This is a genomic window from Verrucomicrobiia bacterium (assembly GCA_036405135.1).
Lineage (GTDB): Bacteria > Verrucomicrobiota > Verrucomicrobiia > Limisphaerales > JAEYXS01 > JAEYXS01.
Genome location: DASWYF010000026.1, coordinates 13,617 through 31,674, shown reverse-complemented (window position 1 = coordinate 31,674; position 18,058 = coordinate 13,617). Strand labels below are relative to the sequence as shown.

At 56.0% G+C, this 18,058-nt stretch carries 18 protein-coding genes; 8 read left to right on the top strand and 10 right to left on the bottom strand.

All coding sequences use genetic code 11. The features are described 5' to 3' along the window. Positions 1 to 248: 248 nt before the first annotated feature. Complete coding sequence (locus VGH19_13625; GenBank protein HEY1172402.1) at positions 249 to 686, bottom strand: hypothetical protein; 438 nt, start codon at positions 684 to 686, stop codon at positions 249 to 251. Positions 687 to 839: 153 nt separating this feature from the next. Between VGH19_13625 and VGH19_13620 the strand changes: the two genes are divergently transcribed. Further along, positions 840 to 1,064, top strand: coding sequence for an AbrB family transcriptional regulator (locus VGH19_13620; GenBank protein ID HEY1172401.1), 225 nt, complete (start codon positions 840 to 842; stop codon positions 1,062 to 1,064). Then, positions 1,061 to 1,498 carry a type II toxin-antitoxin system death-on-curing family toxin gene (locus VGH19_13615; GenBank protein ID HEY1172400.1) on the top strand — a complete coding sequence of 146 codons (438 nt, stop codon included), beginning with the start codon at positions 1,061 to 1,063 and terminating at the stop codon, positions 1,496 to 1,498. The genes VGH19_13620 and VGH19_13615 overlap by 4 nt, the downstream gene beginning before the upstream one ends. Before the next feature lie 7 nt (positions 1,499 to 1,505). Here VGH19_13615 and VGH19_13610 read toward each other — a convergent pair whose 3' ends face one another. From VGH19_13610 to VGH19_13600, 3 genes are read right to left on the bottom strand one after another with little or no spacing between them, the layout of a single operon-like run. Further along, complete coding sequence (locus VGH19_13610; GenBank protein HEY1172399.1) at positions 1,506 to 3,119, bottom strand: Na+/H+ antiporter NhaC family protein; 1,614 nt, start codon at positions 3,117 to 3,119, stop codon at positions 1,506 to 1,508. Next, complete coding sequence (locus tag VGH19_13605; protein HEY1172398.1) at positions 3,116 to 3,466, bottom strand: hypothetical protein; 351 nt, start codon at positions 3,464 to 3,466, stop codon at positions 3,116 to 3,118. Before VGH19_13605 ends, VGH19_13610 begins: the two co-directional genes overlap by 4 nt. Then, positions 3,463 to 4,464 carry a LamG-like jellyroll fold domain-containing protein gene (locus VGH19_13600; GenBank protein HEY1172397.1) on the bottom strand — a complete coding sequence of 334 codons (1,002 nt, stop codon included), beginning with the start codon at positions 4,462 to 4,464 and terminating at the stop codon, positions 3,463 to 3,465. Before VGH19_13600 ends, VGH19_13605 begins: the two co-directional genes overlap by 4 nt. A 408-nt stretch (positions 4,465 to 4,872) precedes the next feature. Here VGH19_13600 and carB point away from each other — a divergent pair, with 408 nt between their 5' ends. Together carB and VGH19_13590 are read left to right on the top strand one after the other, a co-directional pair. After that, entirely contained in the window at positions 4,873 to 6,669 is a 1,797-nt protein-coding gene (gene carB / locus VGH19_13595) for a carbamoyl-phosphate synthase large subunit (protein ID HEY1172396.1), read from the top strand. 153 nt (positions 6,670 to 6,822) lie between these two features. Further along, a complete protein-coding gene (locus VGH19_13590) occupies positions 6,823 to 8,301 on the top strand; it encodes a sodium:solute symporter (GenBank protein HEY1172395.1) in 1,479 nt (492 codons plus the stop codon). Positions 8,302 to 8,529: 228 nt separating this feature from the next. Here VGH19_13590 and VGH19_13585 read toward each other — a convergent pair whose 3' ends face one another. Beyond that, entirely contained in the window at positions 8,530 to 9,840 is a 1,311-nt protein-coding gene (locus VGH19_13585) for an SGNH/GDSL hydrolase family protein (GenBank protein HEY1172394.1), read from the bottom strand. A gap of 229 nt (positions 9,841 to 10,069) precedes the next feature. Between VGH19_13585 and VGH19_13580 the strand changes: the two genes are divergently transcribed. Genes VGH19_13580 through pheA form a run of 3 tightly spaced genes read left to right on the top strand, consistent with a single transcriptional unit; the run spans position 10,070 to position 12,799 of the window. Next, positions 10,070 to 10,993 carry a segregation/condensation protein A gene (locus VGH19_13580; GenBank protein ID HEY1172393.1) on the top strand — a complete coding sequence of 308 codons (924 nt, stop codon included), beginning with the start codon at positions 10,070 to 10,072 and terminating at the stop codon, positions 10,991 to 10,993. A 10-nt stretch (positions 10,994 to 11,003) separates the two neighbouring features. Then, complete coding sequence (scpB, locus tag VGH19_13575) at positions 11,004 to 11,732, top strand: SMC-Scp complex subunit ScpB (protein ID HEY1172392.1); 729 nt, start codon at positions 11,004 to 11,006, stop codon at positions 11,730 to 11,732. A 5-nt stretch (positions 11,733 to 11,737) separates the two neighbouring features. Next, on the top strand, positions 11,738 to 12,799 hold the full coding sequence (pheA, locus tag VGH19_13570) for a prephenate dehydratase (protein ID HEY1172391.1): 1,062 nt from the start codon (positions 11,738 to 11,740) through the stop codon (positions 12,797 to 12,799). A gap of 205 nt (positions 12,800 to 13,004) precedes the next feature. Here the strand turns inward: pheA and VGH19_13565 are convergent, their stop codons facing one another. Together VGH19_13565 and radC are read right to left on the bottom strand one after the other, a co-directional pair. After that, on the bottom strand, positions 13,005 to 13,706 hold the full coding sequence (locus VGH19_13565; GenBank protein HEY1172390.1) for a DUF1080 domain-containing protein: 702 nt from the start codon (positions 13,704 to 13,706) through the stop codon (positions 13,005 to 13,007). A gap of 55 nt (positions 13,707 to 13,761) precedes the next feature. Beyond that, positions 13,762 to 14,472: a DNA repair protein RadC gene (gene radC, locus VGH19_13560; protein ID HEY1172389.1), complete on the bottom strand. Its 711-nt coding sequence runs from the start codon at positions 14,470 to 14,472 to the stop codon at positions 13,762 to 13,764. Positions 14,473 to 14,618: 146 nt separating this feature from the next. On the opposite strand from radC, the gene VGH19_13555 reads away from it, so the two are divergent. Next, a complete protein-coding gene (locus tag VGH19_13555) occupies positions 14,619 to 15,230 on the top strand; it encodes a hypothetical protein (protein ID HEY1172388.1) in 612 nt (203 codons plus the stop codon). Here VGH19_13555 and hflX read toward each other — a convergent pair. The 3 genes from hflX to VGH19_13540 all read right to left on the bottom strand — a co-directional run bounded on the left by hflX (position 15,188) and on the right by VGH19_13540 (position 18,017). Beyond that, positions 15,188 to 16,513, bottom strand: coding sequence for a GTPase HflX (gene hflX, locus VGH19_13550; protein HEY1172387.1), 1,326 nt, complete (start codon positions 16,511 to 16,513; stop codon positions 15,188 to 15,190). The genes VGH19_13555 and hflX overlap by 43 nt on opposite strands. A gap of 96 nt (positions 16,514 to 16,609) precedes the next feature. Then, a complete protein-coding gene (locus tag VGH19_13545) occupies positions 16,610 to 17,629 on the bottom strand; it encodes a Fic family protein (protein HEY1172386.1) in 1,020 nt (339 codons plus the stop codon). 109 nt (positions 17,630 to 17,738) lie between these two features. Further along, a complete protein-coding gene (locus VGH19_13540) occupies positions 17,739 to 18,017 on the bottom strand; it encodes a 4a-hydroxytetrahydrobiopterin dehydratase (protein ID HEY1172385.1) in 279 nt (92 codons plus the stop codon). Positions 18,018 to 18,058 lie beyond the last annotated feature (41 nt).

Sequence of the window (18,058 nt, the reverse complement as noted above, 5' to 3'; positions counted from 1 at the left end):
TGAAATAATTAGCGCTGTGGTGAAGATTCTATTGCATCTGGTCCAGTGGCGGAAAGAGATGAAGTGGACCATGCAAGCAGATTGACAGTTGGCATTCTGCGGCAAGAACAGAGCGACGCACAAAAACTTATGGCCAGGTTTTCGCCATTCCCCAGAAAATCCCAGCCGGAAAGGGAGCCGGTCTTCTGCTGACACAAAAAAGCAGGCCCGCAGGCCTGCTTTACCGGGGATAATCTTGGTTAGCGGGCTTACTCCTTCTTCTTCTTCTCGTCGCCCTTGCCCTTCTTTTCACCGCCCTTCTTCTCCGGGGCTGGCCCGATGAACACCGAGGTGGCGCTTTCCTTGCCATCCGCCGTCTTCTTCACCTGACCGCGAACCGTCTCGCCGGCCGGGATGTCGCCAAACGTGGCGGGTTTGCCTTCTTTGGTAATCTTGGTTTCGGAGGTCACCGTGATGACGCGTTCCTTTTCTTTGCCTTCCAAGGTGAGCGTCATCGCCGTCTTGTCGGAGGCCTTCACCTTGCCTTGATACGGATACGTCTCGCGCTTGGGCTTCTCGCCTTCCTTCTTCTCTTTGCCCTCAGCCTTCGGCTTTTCCTTGTTTTCCTGGGCAGTGGCTTGAAACGGAGCGGCGATAAACAGCACGCCCGCGATCAGGGCGGCCAAGTAGGATACACGTGTCTTCATGCGATGATGCGATAACGGGTTTATAGGATTTGGAACTCTCTTTGTGGTTGAATTCTGCCCCTCGAAATAGCCCTCTACCCCTTGCCCCGCAAGCTTTTAATTACCGTTCACTTTCCGGTTGCGCGTTCTTCCTGTTAAACTTAGTTTAACATCATGGTCAAAACCATAACCAAGATCGGCAACTCCAACGGCATCATCTTCGACGCCACCCTCATGGACATGGCCCACCTCAAGACCGGCGATCAGGTGAATGTGACCTTGCATGATGGGAATCTGATCCTGACTCCTTTGAATCCCCGGCCTTCGCCCGAGAAAATAAAGGCCACCATCCGCCAGACGGTGAAGGATTATCAGAAAACGCTTAAGAAACTGGCGTGAATCCCTTTCCGGACAATTGTTTCCATCTGACGGTTGAGATACTCAAAGAAATCCATGCCTCCGTTCTGGAAGCACATGGTGGCATGGGTGGCATTCGTGAACCCGGTTTATTGGCTTCAGCCATTGCTACGCCTCAAGCCAGTTTCGGCGGCAAGTCTCCTTACACTGACTTGGAAGAAGTGGCTGCTGCCTACCTTTATTACATCTGCAAGAACCATCCTTTTCTTGATGGCAACAAAAGAGCCGCCATGGCTGCAGCCATCGTCTTCTTGCGCTTGAATGAGGTCGAACCCGCTCCAGATAGTGACGAATGGGAAACCTTAGTCTTGGACGTCGCCGCCAGCCGCATTGACCGGGACGAAACCACCCGCCGTCTGCGTCTGCTCGTCCCGCAGCCAAAAGCCAAAAGCAAATCACCCAAACGCAAACCGTGAAGTTTGCTCAGTGTGTCGCCGTCCCCTTCTTCCACAGCACGAACCAGCACAAGGCCCCGCCCAGCACTAAAGCCAGCCACGGCGTCAGACCGAACCCCGTTGGCAGATACCCAACTACCAGCCCTATCCCTGCCGCCAGCAATGCATACGGCATCTGCGTGCGCACATGCTCCATGGCATCACAATCACTCGCAAAGGCGGACACGATCGTCGTATCACTGATTGGCGAACAATGATCCCCGAACACTGCGCCTGCTAAAACCGCCCCGATCGTTACCACCACCACGGAGGCATTCGGCGCTCCACCCAGGGTGACCGCCAAAGGAATCGCCAGCGGCATCACCAATGCCATAGTGCCCCAAGAAGTTCCCGTGCTGAACGAGATGAGCGATGCCGTTATGAACACCACCGCAGGCAACAATCCCGCTGGCATCCGGTCACTTAGCAAACTCGCCAGAAACTTCGCCGCCCCCAAATCCTTGATCACGCTGTTCAACACCCACGCGAACACCAAAATCATCGTCGGCAAAAACAACTGCTTCATCCCCTCAAAGAACGCATGGATAACGCCCTCCTTCATCTCCTCGGTGGGCCGCAACGCCGAAAGAATCATTGTGAGCAAGCAAGTGAATGCCGTGACCCACACAAACACGATCGCCGCATCCGCCGCGCCCAAGGCCGCGATAAGGCTGTCCACGCTCAGTTCCCGCTCCAATCCACCACCTTGGATGAACAAGCCCGCGAACACGCCCAGCACCAGCACCACGATTGGCACCAGCGCCAAGTGCAGCCGCGATCCCACCTTGTCCGCTTTTACTTCAATCGGCTCAGGCATCGCCTCGGTCGCTTTAGCCGCCGCTTCCTGCTCCGCTTTCACCATCGGCCCAATATCGCGTCCCAACCAGATCACCAGAAATACCAGCAACAGCAGAAACCAGTTATAGAACCGGTAAGGCAAACTCTGCACCAACAGCGTGAACGCCGCAGGTACCTGCTCGGCCGCGAGATTCGGCGTTTGCTCAAAACCCTGTTTGATCACGGAAAGCTCATACGCCACCCAGGTCGAGATGACCGCGAGACCGGCGATGGGTGAGGATGTCGAATCCACGATGAAAGCCAGCTTCGCCCGCGAGATGCGAGCCTTGTCCGTGATCGGCCTCATGGCCTTGCCCACCAGCATCGAGTTCGCCAGACCGTCTATGAAGATCACCCAACCCAACAGATACGCACCCATCCCCGCTTTGCGTTTGCTGTGGGCACGACCCAAAAACCATTCCGCCAAGGCCGTCGTCCCGCCATTGCGCTGCAACAATTCCACCAGCCCGCCCATCATCAACGTGAAGATGAGCACATTCAGATTCCACGGGTCTTTCAGTGACGTGATGAGATGCTTGGAGAACAGTTCCAGAAACGCCGCGCAAGGATTGCCACCATGTAACAGCAACGCACCGGCCAATGCGCCAGCAAAGAGTGAGGTGTAAATATTCCGGGTGAGAAACGCCAACCCGATGGCCAAGATGCTCGGCCAAAGGCTCGCCAGCGAATTGCGCGTATCCGGCAGTAACAACCAGAGGAACGTCAGCAAAAACGCCACCCACGAGATGAGCGTCTCGCGTTTCATGCGCCAGCCAATGGAGCAGGGGAGCGCAAGCACCACGCCCGATACGCCCCGATGATCACTGCGAAGCCCGCTGCACAGACATAAAACGTCAGCCCCTCATGCATCGGGATGATCGTCGCCTCCAGTGCGATATCCAAGATTACTGACGCATGGATGCCCAGATCGATCTTGTTCGCGAAATATCCGCGTAACGAAGCCTGCCACAGCAACCCGCTCAAGACCGTTGCCATCAGCAAACCCGACGCCATCACACCACTAGGATTCAGGCGCAGCCACAGATGGAACGTGCCCAGATACGCCACCAGCAGTATCAGGCTGAAGTTCCACTGTCGCCAGAAACGGTTCATTTTAGGTGATTGTCCTTCGTCAGCCACTTGCGCTTGCCGATGATCGAATGCCGGTAGAGCAGGTCCGCAGCGCCATTTGGCAGATGATGCATCATCTTGACCTCGTCCGCATTCAACGCACGGTCAAACAGCACGATCTCATCCAGAAAACCCACATACGCCAGCCCGAGATTCAAAGCACTTTGTGCCGGATCCCAATACAATGAATTCTCAAACCCCGCGAAGCTCCCCACATACTCGCCATCCAGATACAGCTTGCCGATGCCATCCTTGCGACCCGTGTTGGCATGCTCAAACGTGAACACCACATGCGTCCACTTCTCGCGGCTGAACGGCGGCTTCTGCACCTGCACCATCGGACGGTCCCCCATGGGCATCTCCTCCCACTTCAAATTCTTCGGATTCCACAAGTTATGCTTGGCCATGATGGCGAAGCGGAAATGGCGCGGTGTCTCATCCTTGCTGAACTCCACGAACATCGCCCCGTTCGTCCAGATCTGCCCCACATACTGGATCGGATCGCAATACCCCGGTTGCAGATCCTTGTCCGGGTCCAGCCGCATCCAGAAGGAAGCGCTGCCGTTCCAGTTCGTTGTCGTGTAATTGATATTCGTCTGCCCTTTGTAGAACACCACTGGGTTGATCTTCTTGGTGAACTCCAGCGCGGCACCGAAACGTCCTGCCCCTTCCGCCCGCTTCACCACCTCACCCTCCGGCAAACCCGCCGTGGCATTCGTATTGCGCGCACGGCTGTTCGCCGCGTGATATAGCTTCGCATCCCCCTTCGCGAACTCCGCATCCAGTCCCTTGTCGAAAGTCGTCGCGAACGTCATCGACTCACGCAACGGCTTCAGCGGGTCCGGTGAACCCGCTGCTGCTCGTAACGCATTCTCCGAATACTTAGACCCCGCCTGTTTCGGACTTGTGCAGCCAAAGGTGAGCAAGGTGGCGCAAGCCAAAGCCAGAACCGGCCGGAAAGAATGAAACCAAGTATCCATAGTAAAAATGCTGATGCGCCCCATAAATGCCACGAATTTGGCACGGATTCAATGGACTTTGTTGAAAGTGTGGCGATGGAGGATAATCCAGAAGTAAATGCAACGAAACCGGAACACGCTATTTTTCCGGAACCTATATCGAAGCCGTCAGAGAAGTAATGGTCTTTTTCATCTGAATGGGAGGCGGCCTGCAGTTTTAAAAGGGGGGCAAATTTAGCCTCGTAGACACGGGGCCCGAGGGGTTTTCCAGGCAAAGGGGTGAAAGTCTCAGATTTCAGGTCTAATGGCTTAAAGGCGCAGGGCGGTTGTAGTTGTGGAAAAGTTCCCCAAAGGGAGACTTGCCAGTATCGGGTGGCTCATGCTTACTTCTGGCCGTTTTGCGGTTTACCAACCGCCTGACTCAACGTGATGAAACCGGAATTGTTAGCTAAAGCGAAGTCCCTGGGTTTTTCCGACCGTCAAATCGCCCATTTGACCGGCCAAACCGAGGATGCCGTGCGTGCGGAACGCAAGAAACAGGGTCTCGTGCCCAGCTATCGTCTGGTGGATACATGCGCGGCTGAGTTCGAGGCCTACACGCCTTACTTCTACTCTACGTACGATCGCGGGGATGATGAGGTGAAGAAGACGGATAAGAAGAAGGTGATGATCCTGGGCGGCGGGCCGAATCGTATCGGGCAGGGCATCGAGTTCGATTATTGCTGCGTGCATGCGTCGTTCGCTTTGAAGGAGGACGGCTTCGAGACGATCATGGTGAACTCGAATCCGGAAACGGTCTCCACGGATTATGATACGTCGGATAAGTTGTTCTTCGAGCCGCTGACGTTGGAAGATGTCTTGCACATCTATGAGCGCGAAGGTTGCTGGGGTGCGATCGCGCAGTTCGGCGGTCAGACGCCGCTGAATCTGGCGCTGGGTCTACAACAGAACGGCGTGAACATCATCGGCACCTCGCCGCAGAACATCGAGATCGCAGAAGATCGCAAGCTCTTTGCAGCGATGCTGAACAAGCTGAACATCCCGCAGCCGCCGAATGGCACGGCTACGACGGTGGAGGAAGCAGTAGTTGTCGCGACGAAGCTGGGTTATCCGGTGCTCTTGCGTCCGTCCTTCGTGCTCGGTGGTCGCGCGATGCAGATCGTTTTCTCAGAAGCGGAATTGCGGGATTACTTCCATCGCAATGCAGCGCTGGAAATTTCAGCCGGTCGCCCGGTGCTCGTGGATAAGTTCCTAGAGGACGCCACGGAAGTGGACGTGGATTGCATCACGGATGTGGGGCAGTTCAAGGATCCGGCGGATGGCACGATCGTGGTCGGCGGTATGCTGGAGCACATCGAGTTCGCCGGGGTTCACTCCGGTGACGCCGCGATGGTCCTGCCGCCGCATACGTTGAGCGAGGCGACGATCAGCACCATCCGCGAATATACGCACGCGATGGCGAAGGAATTGAAGGTAGTCGGCCTCATGAACGTGCAGTATGCCGTGAAAGACGGCATCGTTTATGTGCTCGAAGTCAATCCACGTGCGTCACGCACGGTGCCGTTCGTCTCAAAGGCGATCGGTTATCCGCTGGCGAAGCTGGCCGCGAAGGTAATGGCGGGCAAGACGTTGAAGGAGCTGGGCTTCACGAAGGAAGTGTGGACGAAGTATTGGGCGGTGAAGGAATCGGTGTTCCCTTTCAACAAGTTCCCCGGCCAAGACATCTTGCTCTCGCCGGAGATGCGTTCCACGGGCGAAGTGATGGGCTTGGATAACGATCTGGGCATCGCTTATGCGAAGAGCCAGATGGCGGCGGGATCGACGTTGCCGCTGAAGGGCAAGGTGTTCGTGAGCGTGGGTGATGCGCACAAGGATGATGTGGCCTCAGTGGCACAGGACTTTGTGAAGCTGGGCTTCGAGCTTGTGGCCACCGGCGGCACGGCCAATGTGCTGGAAGCGGCGGGCCTGAAGGTACAACGCATCTTCAAGCTGCAAGAGGGTCGCCCGAACGCGGTGGACCTCCTGAAGAACAAGGAGATTCAGCTCGTGATCAATACCCCGTCCGGCCAGGTGCCGCGTGCGGATGAGGTGAAGATCCGCGGCACAGCGGTGCTGACGCAGACGCCGATCATGACGACGATCAGCAGCGCGAAGGCGGCGGCGAAGGGCATCGCAGCGTTACAGAAGGATGGTTACGCGGTGCGGACGGTGCAGGAGTTTCATTGAGCTTGGCCCAAGAACATAAAGTTTCAGGAAGCGCCGACCTCAGGTCGGCGCTTTTCATTTTGGCGGAGGGCTCGAAATTCCACTCGCCAATCGCTGTCTTCTCCTCCAGTAATGACCGCGTTCCCCGGCAACATGATGGGAATCTAAGCGACCATGTCACCAATCTATATCTTCAGCTGCATCGGAGGATACTTCCTCTTCCTGCTGTTGATCGCGTGGTACACGAGCCGTAACGCCACGAACGACTCTTACTTCCTCGGGAACAAAGCGTCGCCTTGGTATGCGGTCGCTTTCGGGATGATCGGTGACTCCCTCTCAGGCGTCACCTTCATCTCCGTGCCGGGCACTGTAGGCAAAGACCAGTTCTCTTACCTGCAACTTGTGTTAGGCCTGATGGTGGGTTACCTCATCATCGCCTGGGTGCTGTTGCCCCTGTTCTACAAGCTGAACCTGACCTCTATCTATAGTTACCTGGAGACGCGTTTCGGCACGCGGTCACAAAAAACCGGTTCCGCCTACTTCATCCTCTCGCGCACACTCGGAGCCGCTGCGCGATTATTCCTCGCAGCGAGTGTGATCCAAAAGTTCGTGTTCGATGCGTGGAACATCCCCTTTGTCGTGACCGTCGCCAGCATCATCCTGCTCATGCTCGCCTATACCTATAAAGGCGGCATCAAGACCTTGGTGTGGACGGATACGTTTCAATCCACCTTTCTGCTTCTGGGCGTGATACTTTCCATCGTTGCCATCATGAGACAACTGGGATTGGGCGTGGGCGATCTCATCAGCACAGTGAAGAACAGCGATTACGCGCAGACATTTTTCTGGGATGCCACGAAGGGCAATTACTTCTGGAAACAGTTCCTCGGGGGCATCTTTCTGGCCATCGCCATGACGGGACTCGACCAGAACATGATGCAAAAAAACCTGAGCTGCCGTTCACTACGTGAAGCGCAATGGAACATGGCGTCCTACAGCGTGATCGCCGTCCTGGTAAACCTCTTCTTCCTCTCCATGGGGGCGCTGCTCTACATCTTTGCGACGAGCAAAGGTATCGCGATACCAGAGCGTTCCGACCAGCTCTTCCCGCTGCTTGCCTTGCAACACCTCGGCACGTTCGCGGCGATCGTGTTCGTGCTCGGCCTCACGGCGGCGACCTTCTCCAGCGCGGATTCCGTGCTCACCACGTTGACGACTTCTTACTGTATAGACATTCTCGGGATGGATAAGGACACGCGCCGCACGGAAGCGGAGAAGACTTCGTTACGGCACCGGATACACCTGGCGTTCGCGGCGATTCTGCTGGTGGTGATCCTGGCGTTTGAAGCGATTGCCAAGCAATCCGTCATTGGCGCCGTGCTGAAGATCGCCACCTATACTTACGGTCCGTTGCTCGGTTTGTTTGTGTTCGGCATCATCTGTCGCCGACGTGTTTTGGATAAGAGCGTGCCAGTCATCTGCCTGATTGCCCCGCTGATCTGCTATTTTTTGGACACGAACTCCAAAGCATTTTTTGGCGGCTATCAATTCGGCAATGAATTGCTGATTTTGAACGCCGTGGTGACCTGTGCAGGCCTATTTTTGTTTAGCCAAGCACAAGAAAAACCACCTTCCACAGTTACTCTCTCTTAGCCTGTCCATACTTTCCCAAACCCCTGTCCCCCAAGGGATAACCCATCTCCAGTCCCGTACGCGCTCAGAATAAGTAAGATTACGTATGGATTTTCCGTGACGTGGGTGTAGGTTGTAATCGATTCGGGTGACAGAACGTTTCTTCAGCGGGGTTCCCCAACCCCCACCTCCTTGGCGTCTGTTGCCCGAATCACTTTTTCCCAAGACACTTCACCCTCTGAGAATCGTTCATTTTGCAACCTCCGCCACTAAAGTCAGTTTCATCGTTATAGGCCGGGTCAATTTCATGATTTGCACACCCAGTTCCATCGCTTTGCTTTCGGCTTCCGCCAGTGGCAGACCTTTGGCCATGCCCGGACGTTGATGCCCTGTCGCGGTGAGCCATGCATCGCTCAAAAGCTTCCGTCGCTGGCTGATAAGTTTCAGCAGCTCCGCCTGATTTTTCTGCAGCGATGTATTCACCAAGCGGTCCAAAGCCACCCCTTTGGCCAATTCTTTCGCGGAAGCCGTCGTGATTATTTTATCATCTTCCTTCAAGTGATACTGGCCGGTGGAAAGACCCAGCACCCGCAGTTCGCGCGTGGCTGTGCGTTCGGCAAACCTTTCCAGCACCATTGACTCCGTGTTCCACTTCGTATCGTAAGGTTGCGCAGGATGAACCGTCTCCTGGAAGACCAGCACCGCACTGCCCGCGTTCACTGCTGAGGCGTTTCCACCCAATGTTCTCGCGCTGCTGGCATCAATACTGAAAATCTCCACATCCGGCTTCAGCTTCCATCCCTGCAACAAAGCCTGCGCCATCAGCCAATGCCCCGTGGCATCCGCATGCACACCGTCCTTGGCAAAGGTGAATTCCGGAGTCGTCTTCCGGCGCGTCTCCAGGTGCTTCAACATCGGGCCATGGATGTCATACACCTCCCAACCGCTCTTGCGCATCGAGAGCAACCACTCGCTGAACTTCGTGAGCACTTCGTCATAGCCCACGTAGGGTTGCTCATACACGTCGCGACCAGCGGGCAAGGTCTTCGCCTTGATCGGTTGCGGATCGAATACAGGTGGCGTGAGGTGGATGATCTTGGCACCAGCCGCTTGCACTTTCTCACGCAGTTTCAAGATTCCCTTCTGGTGTGCCGCCATCCTCTCTTCACTAAAGGGATGATAAATCCCATCATTCATGCCGTAACACGCGATGACGAGATCCGGCTTCACTTGCGCCAGCACTCGATCCAGGCGCTCGTGCAGATCCGGGCGTGGGAACTTGCCGCCGGCATGGCCAGGCTCGGAAAGGCCGGAGACGGTTTCGCTCGGCAAACCGAGATCGAGGAAATCAACCTGTGATTCCGGGAAACGCGTGCGCCACGCGGCCTCCACGTAATCCACATATTGGCCGCTGTAGGTGATGCTGTCCCCGAGGAAGAGCACGCGCTTGATCTTCGCCCCCAAGGGCGGCTTCTCCACTGCGGAAACATCCAGTTGGGTGGCAAGCAGGGCAAGCCCGCTCGTGAGCAGGAAACGACGCCGGTCCATCGGGGTAATCATGTCCCCACTATGCCAGCAGGCGGCCGCCGGGCGCAATGCCATCAACCGGCAGAAATCGGATCCGTTAAGGGCTTAAAAAGCGCTCTCTGGGATGACGTTTTCACGTTTCAATGGTTTTAAAGTGTACCTAACAGAGGGTCCCTTCCAGCATTGCCAAGGGGTTTGGGGGTTCTCTATGATGGACCGTCCCGAGCGGCTTGGTCTGCGACGGGGTTGGTTTGTCTGTCTCATGGATTACAAAGTCCAGTTCGAAGTGTTTGAAGGTCCGCTCGACCTCCTGCTTTACCTCGTAAAGAAGGAGGAGGTGGATATCTATGAGGTGAACCTGACGAAGCTGGCCACGCAGTTCCTCGCCCATGTGGAGATGATGCGCCAGCTGGACCTGGAGATTGCGGGCGAGTTCCTTGTGATGGCGGCCACGCTCATGTATATCAAGAGCAAGGAACTGCTCCCCGTGGAGAAACAGGTGGTGGTGGAAGGCGAGGATGACGAGGAAGATCCGCGCTGGGAATTGATCCGCCAACTCGTCGAATACAAGAAATTCAAGGACGCCGCCGCGAAGCTGCAGTATCGCGAAGAAGTTCAGGAAAGCGTCTACGCACGGCAGCCCGGTAAGCCAGACTTCACGGCGGATGAACCGCCGCAGAAGATCGTGGTCTCCGTCTTCGACCTTATCGGCGCGGTGAACAACATCCTGAAGCGCTACGCGGCGAAAGAAGGCGAGAGCCGCGACATCTTCCAGGACAAATGGACGGTGAGCGAGAAGATCGAGACGATCTTGAACACCATCGAGAGCAAAGGAACGGTGAAGTTCTCGGAATTGTTCGATAGTGCGGTGAGCCGCACGGAGGTGGTGGTGACGTTCCTCGCGATGCTGGAGCTTATCCGGTTGAAGCGGGTGCTGATCTCGCAGCCGGAGACGTTCGCGGATATCGAGATCAGCAAGAACGAGGTGACGGAAGCGACGCCGACGAATCTAGTGACGAACATCGATGGCGCGAATCCGAATAATCAGGCAGAAGCGGTAACGGAGAATGCGGGTGAGCAGGCTGTCGCTACGGCTGAGAGCGCTAATGAAGTTCAAGCTGAGGCCAGTTCGCCTGTTGTAGAATCTGAGCCGGTGACGGAAGCTGCGCCGAAGGAAGCATCGTAATTTCCCGACCATGGAACTGAAAAACATTCTGGAAGCGATCTTGTTCGCGGCGCAAAAGCCGCTGAGCTTGAAGGATATTCGCGACATCTTCGCGACGACCGCCGCCAACTCGGAGGACGAGGGCATCCGCGCCTTCAAGAAGGTGAAGGACGAGGAGCTGGAGCCCTTGCTCGCCGCGCTGGAGCAGGAGCATGAACAGGCGGGCCGGATGTATCGCTTGAGGTGCGTGGCGGGAGCGTGGCTCTTCGTGAGCCTGCCCGAATACGCGCCGTGGATCAAAACGCTGGTCGGTGAAAAAGTGCGGCCACCGCGTCTCTCGGCACCGGCGCTGGAGACGCTAACGATCATCGCGTATCGCCAGCCGATGACGCGTTCCGAAGTGGAACAGATTCGTGGCGTGTCGGTAGATGGCACGATGCAGACGTTGCTGGAGCGGAATCTCGTGGAGCAGAGTGGTCGTGCAGAAGTGGTCGGCCGCCCCGCGCTCTACAGCACGACAGCGACGTTCCTCGAATACTTCGGGCTCGCGAGCTTGGAAGATTTGCCAGACGCAACGGAGCTACGCCGCATCCCGGTGACGAAGCCAGAGGCGCTGCTCACGGTAGATCCGGGCCTGGCGACCGCGCCCCCGGATGCCTTGGCACCGGCTGCGGAAGGTGCGGCGGCTCCGGCAGGAGCGTCCGCAGCGGAAGCGGCTCCGGCGGCAGCAGAAGCAACTGAGCAGAAAAGCGAATCCTGATTTTCATGAGCCTCTCAGAACATCGGCAGGCAATCGACCAGCTCGACGCGCAGATCGTCGCGCTCTTGAACGAACGCACGAAGCACGTGCTGTCCATCGGCGAGATCAAGCTGAAGGCTGGCGAAGAAATCTATGCGCCGCACCGCGAGCGCGTGGTACTCGAGCGCGTGTGCAAGCAAAACGCCGGCCCCATCACGAACGCCTCCCTGCAAGCCATCTATCGCGAGGTGATGTCCAGCGCGCTGTCGCTGGAGAAGTCGCTGACCATCGCGTATCTCGGGCCAGAAGCGACCTTCACGCATCAAGCGGCCATCCGCCGGTTCGGTTCCAGCTTGAAGTACGCGTCGCAGAAGACGATCCCCGACGTGTTCAGCGAAGTCTCGAAAGGCCGCGCGGATTACGGTGTCGTGCCCGTGGAGAACTCCACCGAAGGCGTCGTCACGCACACGCTCGACATGTTCGTAGATAGCGATCTGAAGATCGTCTCGCAGATCGTGCTGCCCATCTCGCATTGCCTCGTGAGCAAGGGTAAGAAGGACCAGATCAAGAAGCTCTTCGTGCATCCGCAAACGCTGGCGCAATGCCGCGGCTGGATCCAAAAAAATCTGCCGCACGCAGAACTCATCGAGACTTCCTCAAACGCACGGTCCGTGGAACTCACGGCCGCTGAGAAAAAGACGGGTGCTATCGCCGGTGTCCTCGCCGCCGAGAAATACAACGTGCCGATCCTGGAACATAACATCCAGGATAACTCGGCGAACGCCACGCGCTTCCTTGTGCTGGGCCGTCAATGCAGTCCGCCGACGGGCCGTGACCGCACGAGTGTGATGTTCAGCATCGCGGATAAAGTGGGCGCGCTCCATTCGACGCTCGCACCGTTCCGTCGTTACAAGCTGAACATGACGAAGATCGAATCCCGCCCCAGCAAGCGCAAGGCGTGGGAGTATTTCTTCTTCGTGGATGTGGACGGCCACATGCAGGACAAGAAACTCGCGAAGGCGCTGGAACAGCTCGGAACGCACTGCAGCTTCGTGAAGGTGCTGGGGTCGTATCCGAATATGGAATAGCTGGAGCGCGGGTCTCCGACCCGCAGCAACTCCCCTGAGCAAGAGCAGGTCGAAGTATGGCCAAAAGCTCTAGCACGCAGACCCTAAATACTCGGGATCTGTCCGCCTATTTTCACCTTGCTGCGGGTCAGAGACCCGCGCTTCAGAAAACAAAAAAGCGCCAGAGCCTTCGCCCTGACGCTTTGTGAGATTCTGGTGATTCCGCTTACAGCTTCTTGATGCGGATATTGCGGTACCACACCTCTTCGCCGTGGTGCTGGAACACGATGTGACCCTTGCCGTGCTTCATGAATTCCGGCAACGGCTTGAACTTGCTCTGCTGGATGAGCGCGGCGATCTCCGGGCTGCCCCACGTGTATTCCACGACCTTCTTGCCGTTGAGCCAATGCTGCACGTTGCCTTTGTTCACGATGAGCTTGGCGCTGTTGTATTCGCCCACGGGCTTCAACGTCTTCTCCGCGTTCGGCGCGATCATCGCATAGAGTGAACCTGAGGACGTCTTCGGGTTCTTGCCATCGGGATGCTTGCTGTCATCCAGCACCTGCATCTCCGGGCCCGTGTGCCACGCGGGACCAGCCGTCTCCTGCACATTATAGATGATGCCGCTGTTGCCACCGGGCGAGACCTTCCATTCCAGTTCCAGCTCGTAATTCTCGTATTGCTCCTTCGTCATCAAGTCCGGGCTCTTGCCGGGCAGGACGTGCAGGGCATCGCCATCCACCTGCCATTTCTCGCCGGGAAACGCTTCCGTCTTGTAACCGCGGAAAGCATCCGTGGACTTGCCATCGAAAAGCACCGTCCACTTCGCATCGGCGGCACAGCAAGAAGTGCAATCGGCCGTCTTGCAACCGGTGATAGCAACACTGGCCAAGGCCAGCGACGTAACGAGGATCAAATTTTTAAACATAGTTTTTGGACGGCGAAAACTATTCACCAGTTTTTCTTCACCAGCAACAGCTTACTTATACGTAGAAATGCCCCAACTCTCGCAACGAGGTGTAATCCCGGCTCCGCTCCGCCGTACGTTTACCCAAGATGATATGATCCAGCACATCGATCTTCAGCAACTGCCCCGCACGAATCAAATCGCGCGTCACGCGAATATCCGCATCCGAAGGCGTCGGATCGCCACTAGGATGATTGTGCACCAGCACGATAGCCGAGGCATTCGCCGTGATGGCCAGTTTGAAGACCTCCCGCGGATGCACCAGCAACGTGTCCAATGTGCCTTGGGAAATCTGTTCCACGCGGATGAGCTTGCGCCGTGTGTTCAGCAGCAAGATCTGGAAATGCTCCACCTCATACATCCGGTTCTCCTCGCGCAGCAGATTCGCGATGCTCTCCGGATTATCCAGCACCGGCGATTCGTATTGCAGCTCCTTCGCCATGCGTTGCGCGAGCGTGAAGGCGGCTTTCAGCGCGATCGCCTTGTCCCGGCCCACCCCTTTGACTTTGCGCAATTCATCTACCGAAGCGAGCGCGAGGCGGTTCAAGGAGCCGAATTTGACCATCAATTGCTCCGCGATCTGGATGGCGGAGTAACCTTTCATCCCTGTGCGCAACAGAATGGCGATGAGTTCCGCGTGACGCAGCGCATCGGCACCATGGAGCAGCAATCGTTCGCGGGGGCGTTCCGTATCCGGCAGGTCTTTGATGCGGAGTGAGGTGCTCATCTTGGCTGGCTCTTATCCAAGCGGCTGGAAGTGATCTGCGCAAGCCCGCGTTATGCGACTGGTCGTGTTTGCCAGTTGGCGAAATCTGGAGAATCTTGGGGCCGTGACCAATAAAGGGTTTAAATCAATCGCCTAATCAACCGATCGTGTCTCGTCACTTACATACTACAATCCGGGCTGGGTGGATACTATGGGCGCTTGCCCTTATTTTATCTCTTCATGTGACAGGGATTGGTGCAGGTCAGCCGAAGGCTTTGGACAACAGGATGATTCTGAATGCCCGAGGCGTGACGCTGCCTTTTTATGCCGGACCTGAAAACCGGCTGAGTCTGCTGGTCAAAGCTGACAGATTTGCCAAGGAAAACCAACGAAAGGGGTTTTTCCGCATAGGCGTATTGCCTCTCTTGGTAGTGTATGACGCCAACCTCGAAGTTCGCTCTTCCTATCATTTCTCACAAGCCGTCCGGCAATTTCATCATTACGTAGCGGGCAAAGATTTGAAGAAAACGGTCGAGTTACGTGGCTTCACCCTGACCGTTCCCACCAATGGTGTCTCGCTTACCGCGACCAAAGTGAGGTTGATCTCCCCTGAGCAATGGGAACTCAGTGGCCGCGTGCGTTTATCGGATCGCCAAAGCACGAATGATTTTTCCCGGGCCATCTTTACCATCTCAGGCGATGACACCGGAACATTGCGCGATGCAGACGGAACGCTTTACCGCCTCTTTCCTTCGATCGCCTCGGCGCGCTCCGATTGATTCTTCCCTACCACAAACGGCGTGAACTCGTTCATATAATGAGGCGGGATGCGTGCCTTGAACTTCGCCGAAGGACCGTCGTAATCACGATCCACCACCTGCGCGATAGCGTGCAGTCGGGCGATGGTCGATGCGGCATCGTGTGGGATTTCAAGATCCACGAACTCACGAATGGGCCGCAACATCGCGCCCAGCTCTTCCAGCAAGTCAGGGAAGCCGGCGCCTGTGCGCGCTGACACCGCCACGCATTGCGGGAACAGTTCGCGATAGCGGTTGATCACGATGTCGTCATCAAAGCGGTCGATTTTGTTGAAGACCATTAACGTCGGTTTGCCCTTAGCTCCGATCTCCTCCAGCACCGTGTCTACCGCTACAATCTGCTCATCCAGCTTCGGATGGCTGATGTCCACCACGTGCAGGAGCAGGTCTGCCTCCACCACTTCCTCCAAGGTCGCTTTGAAGGCTTCCACCAGATTGTGCGGCAGCTTGCGGATGAAACCTACCGTGTCAGATACGAGCACATTCTGGTTCGTCTTCTCCAGATGTAAACGCCGTGTCGTCGGGTCCAGCGTGGCGAACAGCTTGTCCTCGGAAAGCACACCCGCACCCGTCAACGCATTGAAGAGCGTGGACTTGCCTGCGTTCGTGTAACCGACGATCGAGGCCAGCGGCCATTGACTGCGCTGACGACCCTGACGTTGGGTGGAACGGTGACGCCGCACTTCACTGAGTTCACGCGTGATGCGTGCGATCTTGTCCTGCACGCGACGGCGGTCCGTCTCCAGCTGCGTCTCACCATCACCACGCATACCGATACCGCCCTTTTGACGGGACAAGTGGGACCAGAAACGCGTCAGTCGCGGTAACAAATGCTGGAGCTGCGCCAGCTCGATCTGCATCTTGCCCTCACGCGTGCGGGCGCGTTGCGCGAAGATGTCGAGGATCAGCGAGGTGCGATCGAGTATCTTGCACTCGAAAAGCTTTTCCAGGTTACGGCCTTGGGCGGGAGAAAGTTCGTCATCGAAGATGACCGTGTCCACCTCGGCCTCACGGCATTTCTTGGCGAGTTCATCCGCCTTGCCGCTGCCGATGTACGTGGCGGCGGCGGGGGATTCCAGCTTCTGCGTGGCATCTCCTACGATCTCCGCACCTGCCGTCTGCGCGAGCTGTCGCAACTCCTCCATTGAGTCTTGCAACTCCCATGTGTTGGAGTTCTTCAACTCCGCGCCCACCAAGAACGCTCGCTCCGTCTTCCGGTTTGCTGTCTCTACCAGTGCTTTCACAAATTGCTGCTAACTATCCTTACCATTCACGTCAGTTTCGACGTGAGGAAGAATATAGCATATCACAATCGGGTGGAAAGCCCGGGCTTTTGCGGCTTATACCAAAATATAACGCCCGCTTTTCTTGCCACCCACTTTTTTGACCAGTCCCGCTTGGATCAATGGCCGCAATAAACCCATGGCTCCTTGCCGCGATACATCTAAGCCATCCCAGATTTCTTGCGGTGTCATACCTTGATGATCTCGCAACATTTGCAGCAATTTTTCCTGCCTCGGACGAAGCACCAGTTTCTCACGCCCCTTTTTAGCCGTTAATTTTTGGATCCGGGTCCAGACACGTTCCAAGGTCAGGAGAAGCCCTTCCGCGCTGTATTCCAGCCACCGACTCAGATCTTCACCTTCATGTCTCACCAGTTCCAAAGCTGAATAATAGCGGGGACGATTTTCCCAATAGTATTCATCTACGGAAAAGATGTGATGCGTATCAAAACCTCGCCGGTAAAGCTCCCACAAGGCCAGTGCCCGTCCTGTCCGGCCATTTCCATCTGCAAAAGGATGGATGGCTTCAAACCGATAGTGAATGATCGCGGAACTTAACACCGGAGACAGGTTTACAGACTCTTTATTCCACCATTCCAACAATTCAAACATCAGTCCTGAAACATCTTCCGGTGCGGGCGGAGTAAAACGGCCGACACGGACATGAATCGTGCGATATCTTCCAGCAGTGCCTTGGTCCATCACGTTTCCTGCGATGATCCGGTGCAGTTGCAAAATCGACTCGTGAGTGATCGATTTCTTATGCGAATTCTTTTCAATATATCGCAAGCCAGCGAAATAATTCACCACTTCCCTCTTTTCACGCTCGGCAATGACGGGCATCTCCCGGCCTTCTTCCACGGCCCGCACCTGTTCCAAAGTCAGCGGATTGCCCTCAATGGCTGTAGATGAATGTGTATTGCGGGCACGGGAATCTTTTTGCAAAGCCGGAATCCACGCCACTTGTACTGTAGCGGCCAGAATACGTTCGCGCAGGGCGGATATCTGCTCTGCCCGTGAGAGCAGTGCAGGCGTGATGACATATACCGGTTGATAACTCATGGTGGTCGCAACCATGATTAGTCAAGTATAAGTCAAGTAATCAGTCAAGTGATTTCCGCCACCTAAGCCCCTTAAAGCCAATCAGTTTCAACTTTAGTCAACTTGCGGCTTCTCCGCAAATGACTCAAACCAGTTGATCGAACTTCCCCGCCAGTGCGAAGTCTTTTTCCGTCAGTCCGCCATCGGAATGCGTGCTCAATCGCAGTGTCACCTGGTTCCACTTGATCTCAATGTCCGGGTGATGGTTTGCATTCTCGGCTGTCTTGGCGACGGCATTGGCAAATTCCATCGCTTTGCTGAAATTGGGCAGGGTGAAGGTGCGATAAATGGCCGGACCTTCCAGTTTCCAAGAAGGCAACGTAGCCATCGAGACAGTGACTTGATTCGGACTAAGCTTTGGCATCCTTGTCGTTTACCCCATCCGGACATATCCAGAAATGGGGT

Bases quoted from the DNA above. Each gene is read 5' to 3' on its own strand.
- VGH19_13625 (HEY1172402.1), bottom strand. From the start codon at position 686: ATGAAGACACGTGTATCCTACTTGGCCGCCCTGATCGCGGGCGTGCTG.
- VGH19_13620 (HEY1172401.1), top strand. From the start codon at position 840: ATGGTCAAAACCATAACCAAGATCGGCAACTCCAACGGCATCATCTTC.
- VGH19_13610 (HEY1172399.1), bottom strand. From the start codon at position 3,119: ATGAAACGCGAGACGCTCATCTCGTGGGTGGCGTTTTTGCTGACGTTC.
- VGH19_13605 (HEY1172398.1), bottom strand. From the start codon at position 3,466: ATGAACCGTTTCTGGCGACAGTGGAACTTCAGCCTGATACTGCTGGTG.
- VGH19_13600 (HEY1172397.1), bottom strand. From the start codon at position 4,464: ATGGATACTTGGTTTCATTCTTTCCGGCCGGTTCTGGCTTTGGCTTGC.
- carB (HEY1172396.1), top strand. From the start codon at position 4,873: ATGAAACCGGAATTGTTAGCTAAAGCGAAGTCCCTGGGTTTTTCCGAC.
- VGH19_13590 (HEY1172395.1), top strand. From the start codon at position 6,823: ATGTCACCAATCTATATCTTCAGCTGCATCGGAGGATACTTCCTCTTC.
- VGH19_13585 (HEY1172394.1), bottom strand. From the start codon at position 9,840: ATGATTACCCCGATGGACCGGCGTCGTTTCCTGCTCACGAGCGGGCTT.
- VGH19_13580 (HEY1172393.1), top strand. From the start codon at position 10,070: ATGGATTACAAAGTCCAGTTCGAAGTGTTTGAAGGTCCGCTCGACCTC.
- scpB (HEY1172392.1), top strand. From the start codon at position 11,004: ATGGAACTGAAAAACATTCTGGAAGCGATCTTGTTCGCGGCGCAAAAG.
- pheA (HEY1172391.1), top strand. From the start codon at position 11,738: ATGAGCCTCTCAGAACATCGGCAGGCAATCGACCAGCTCGACGCGCAG.
- VGH19_13565 (HEY1172390.1), bottom strand. From the start codon at position 13,706: ATGTTTAAAAATTTGATCCTCGTTACGTCGCTGGCCTTGGCCAGTGTT.
- radC (HEY1172389.1), bottom strand. From the start codon at position 14,472: ATGAGCACCTCACTCCGCATCAAAGACCTGCCGGATACGGAACGCCCC.
- VGH19_13545 (HEY1172386.1), bottom strand. From the start codon at position 17,629: ATGGTTGCGACCACCATGAGTTATCAACCGGTATATGTCATCACGCCT.
- VGH19_13540 (HEY1172385.1), bottom strand. From the start codon at position 18,017: ATGCCAAAGCTTAGTCCGAATCAAGTCACTGTCTCGATGGCTACGTTG.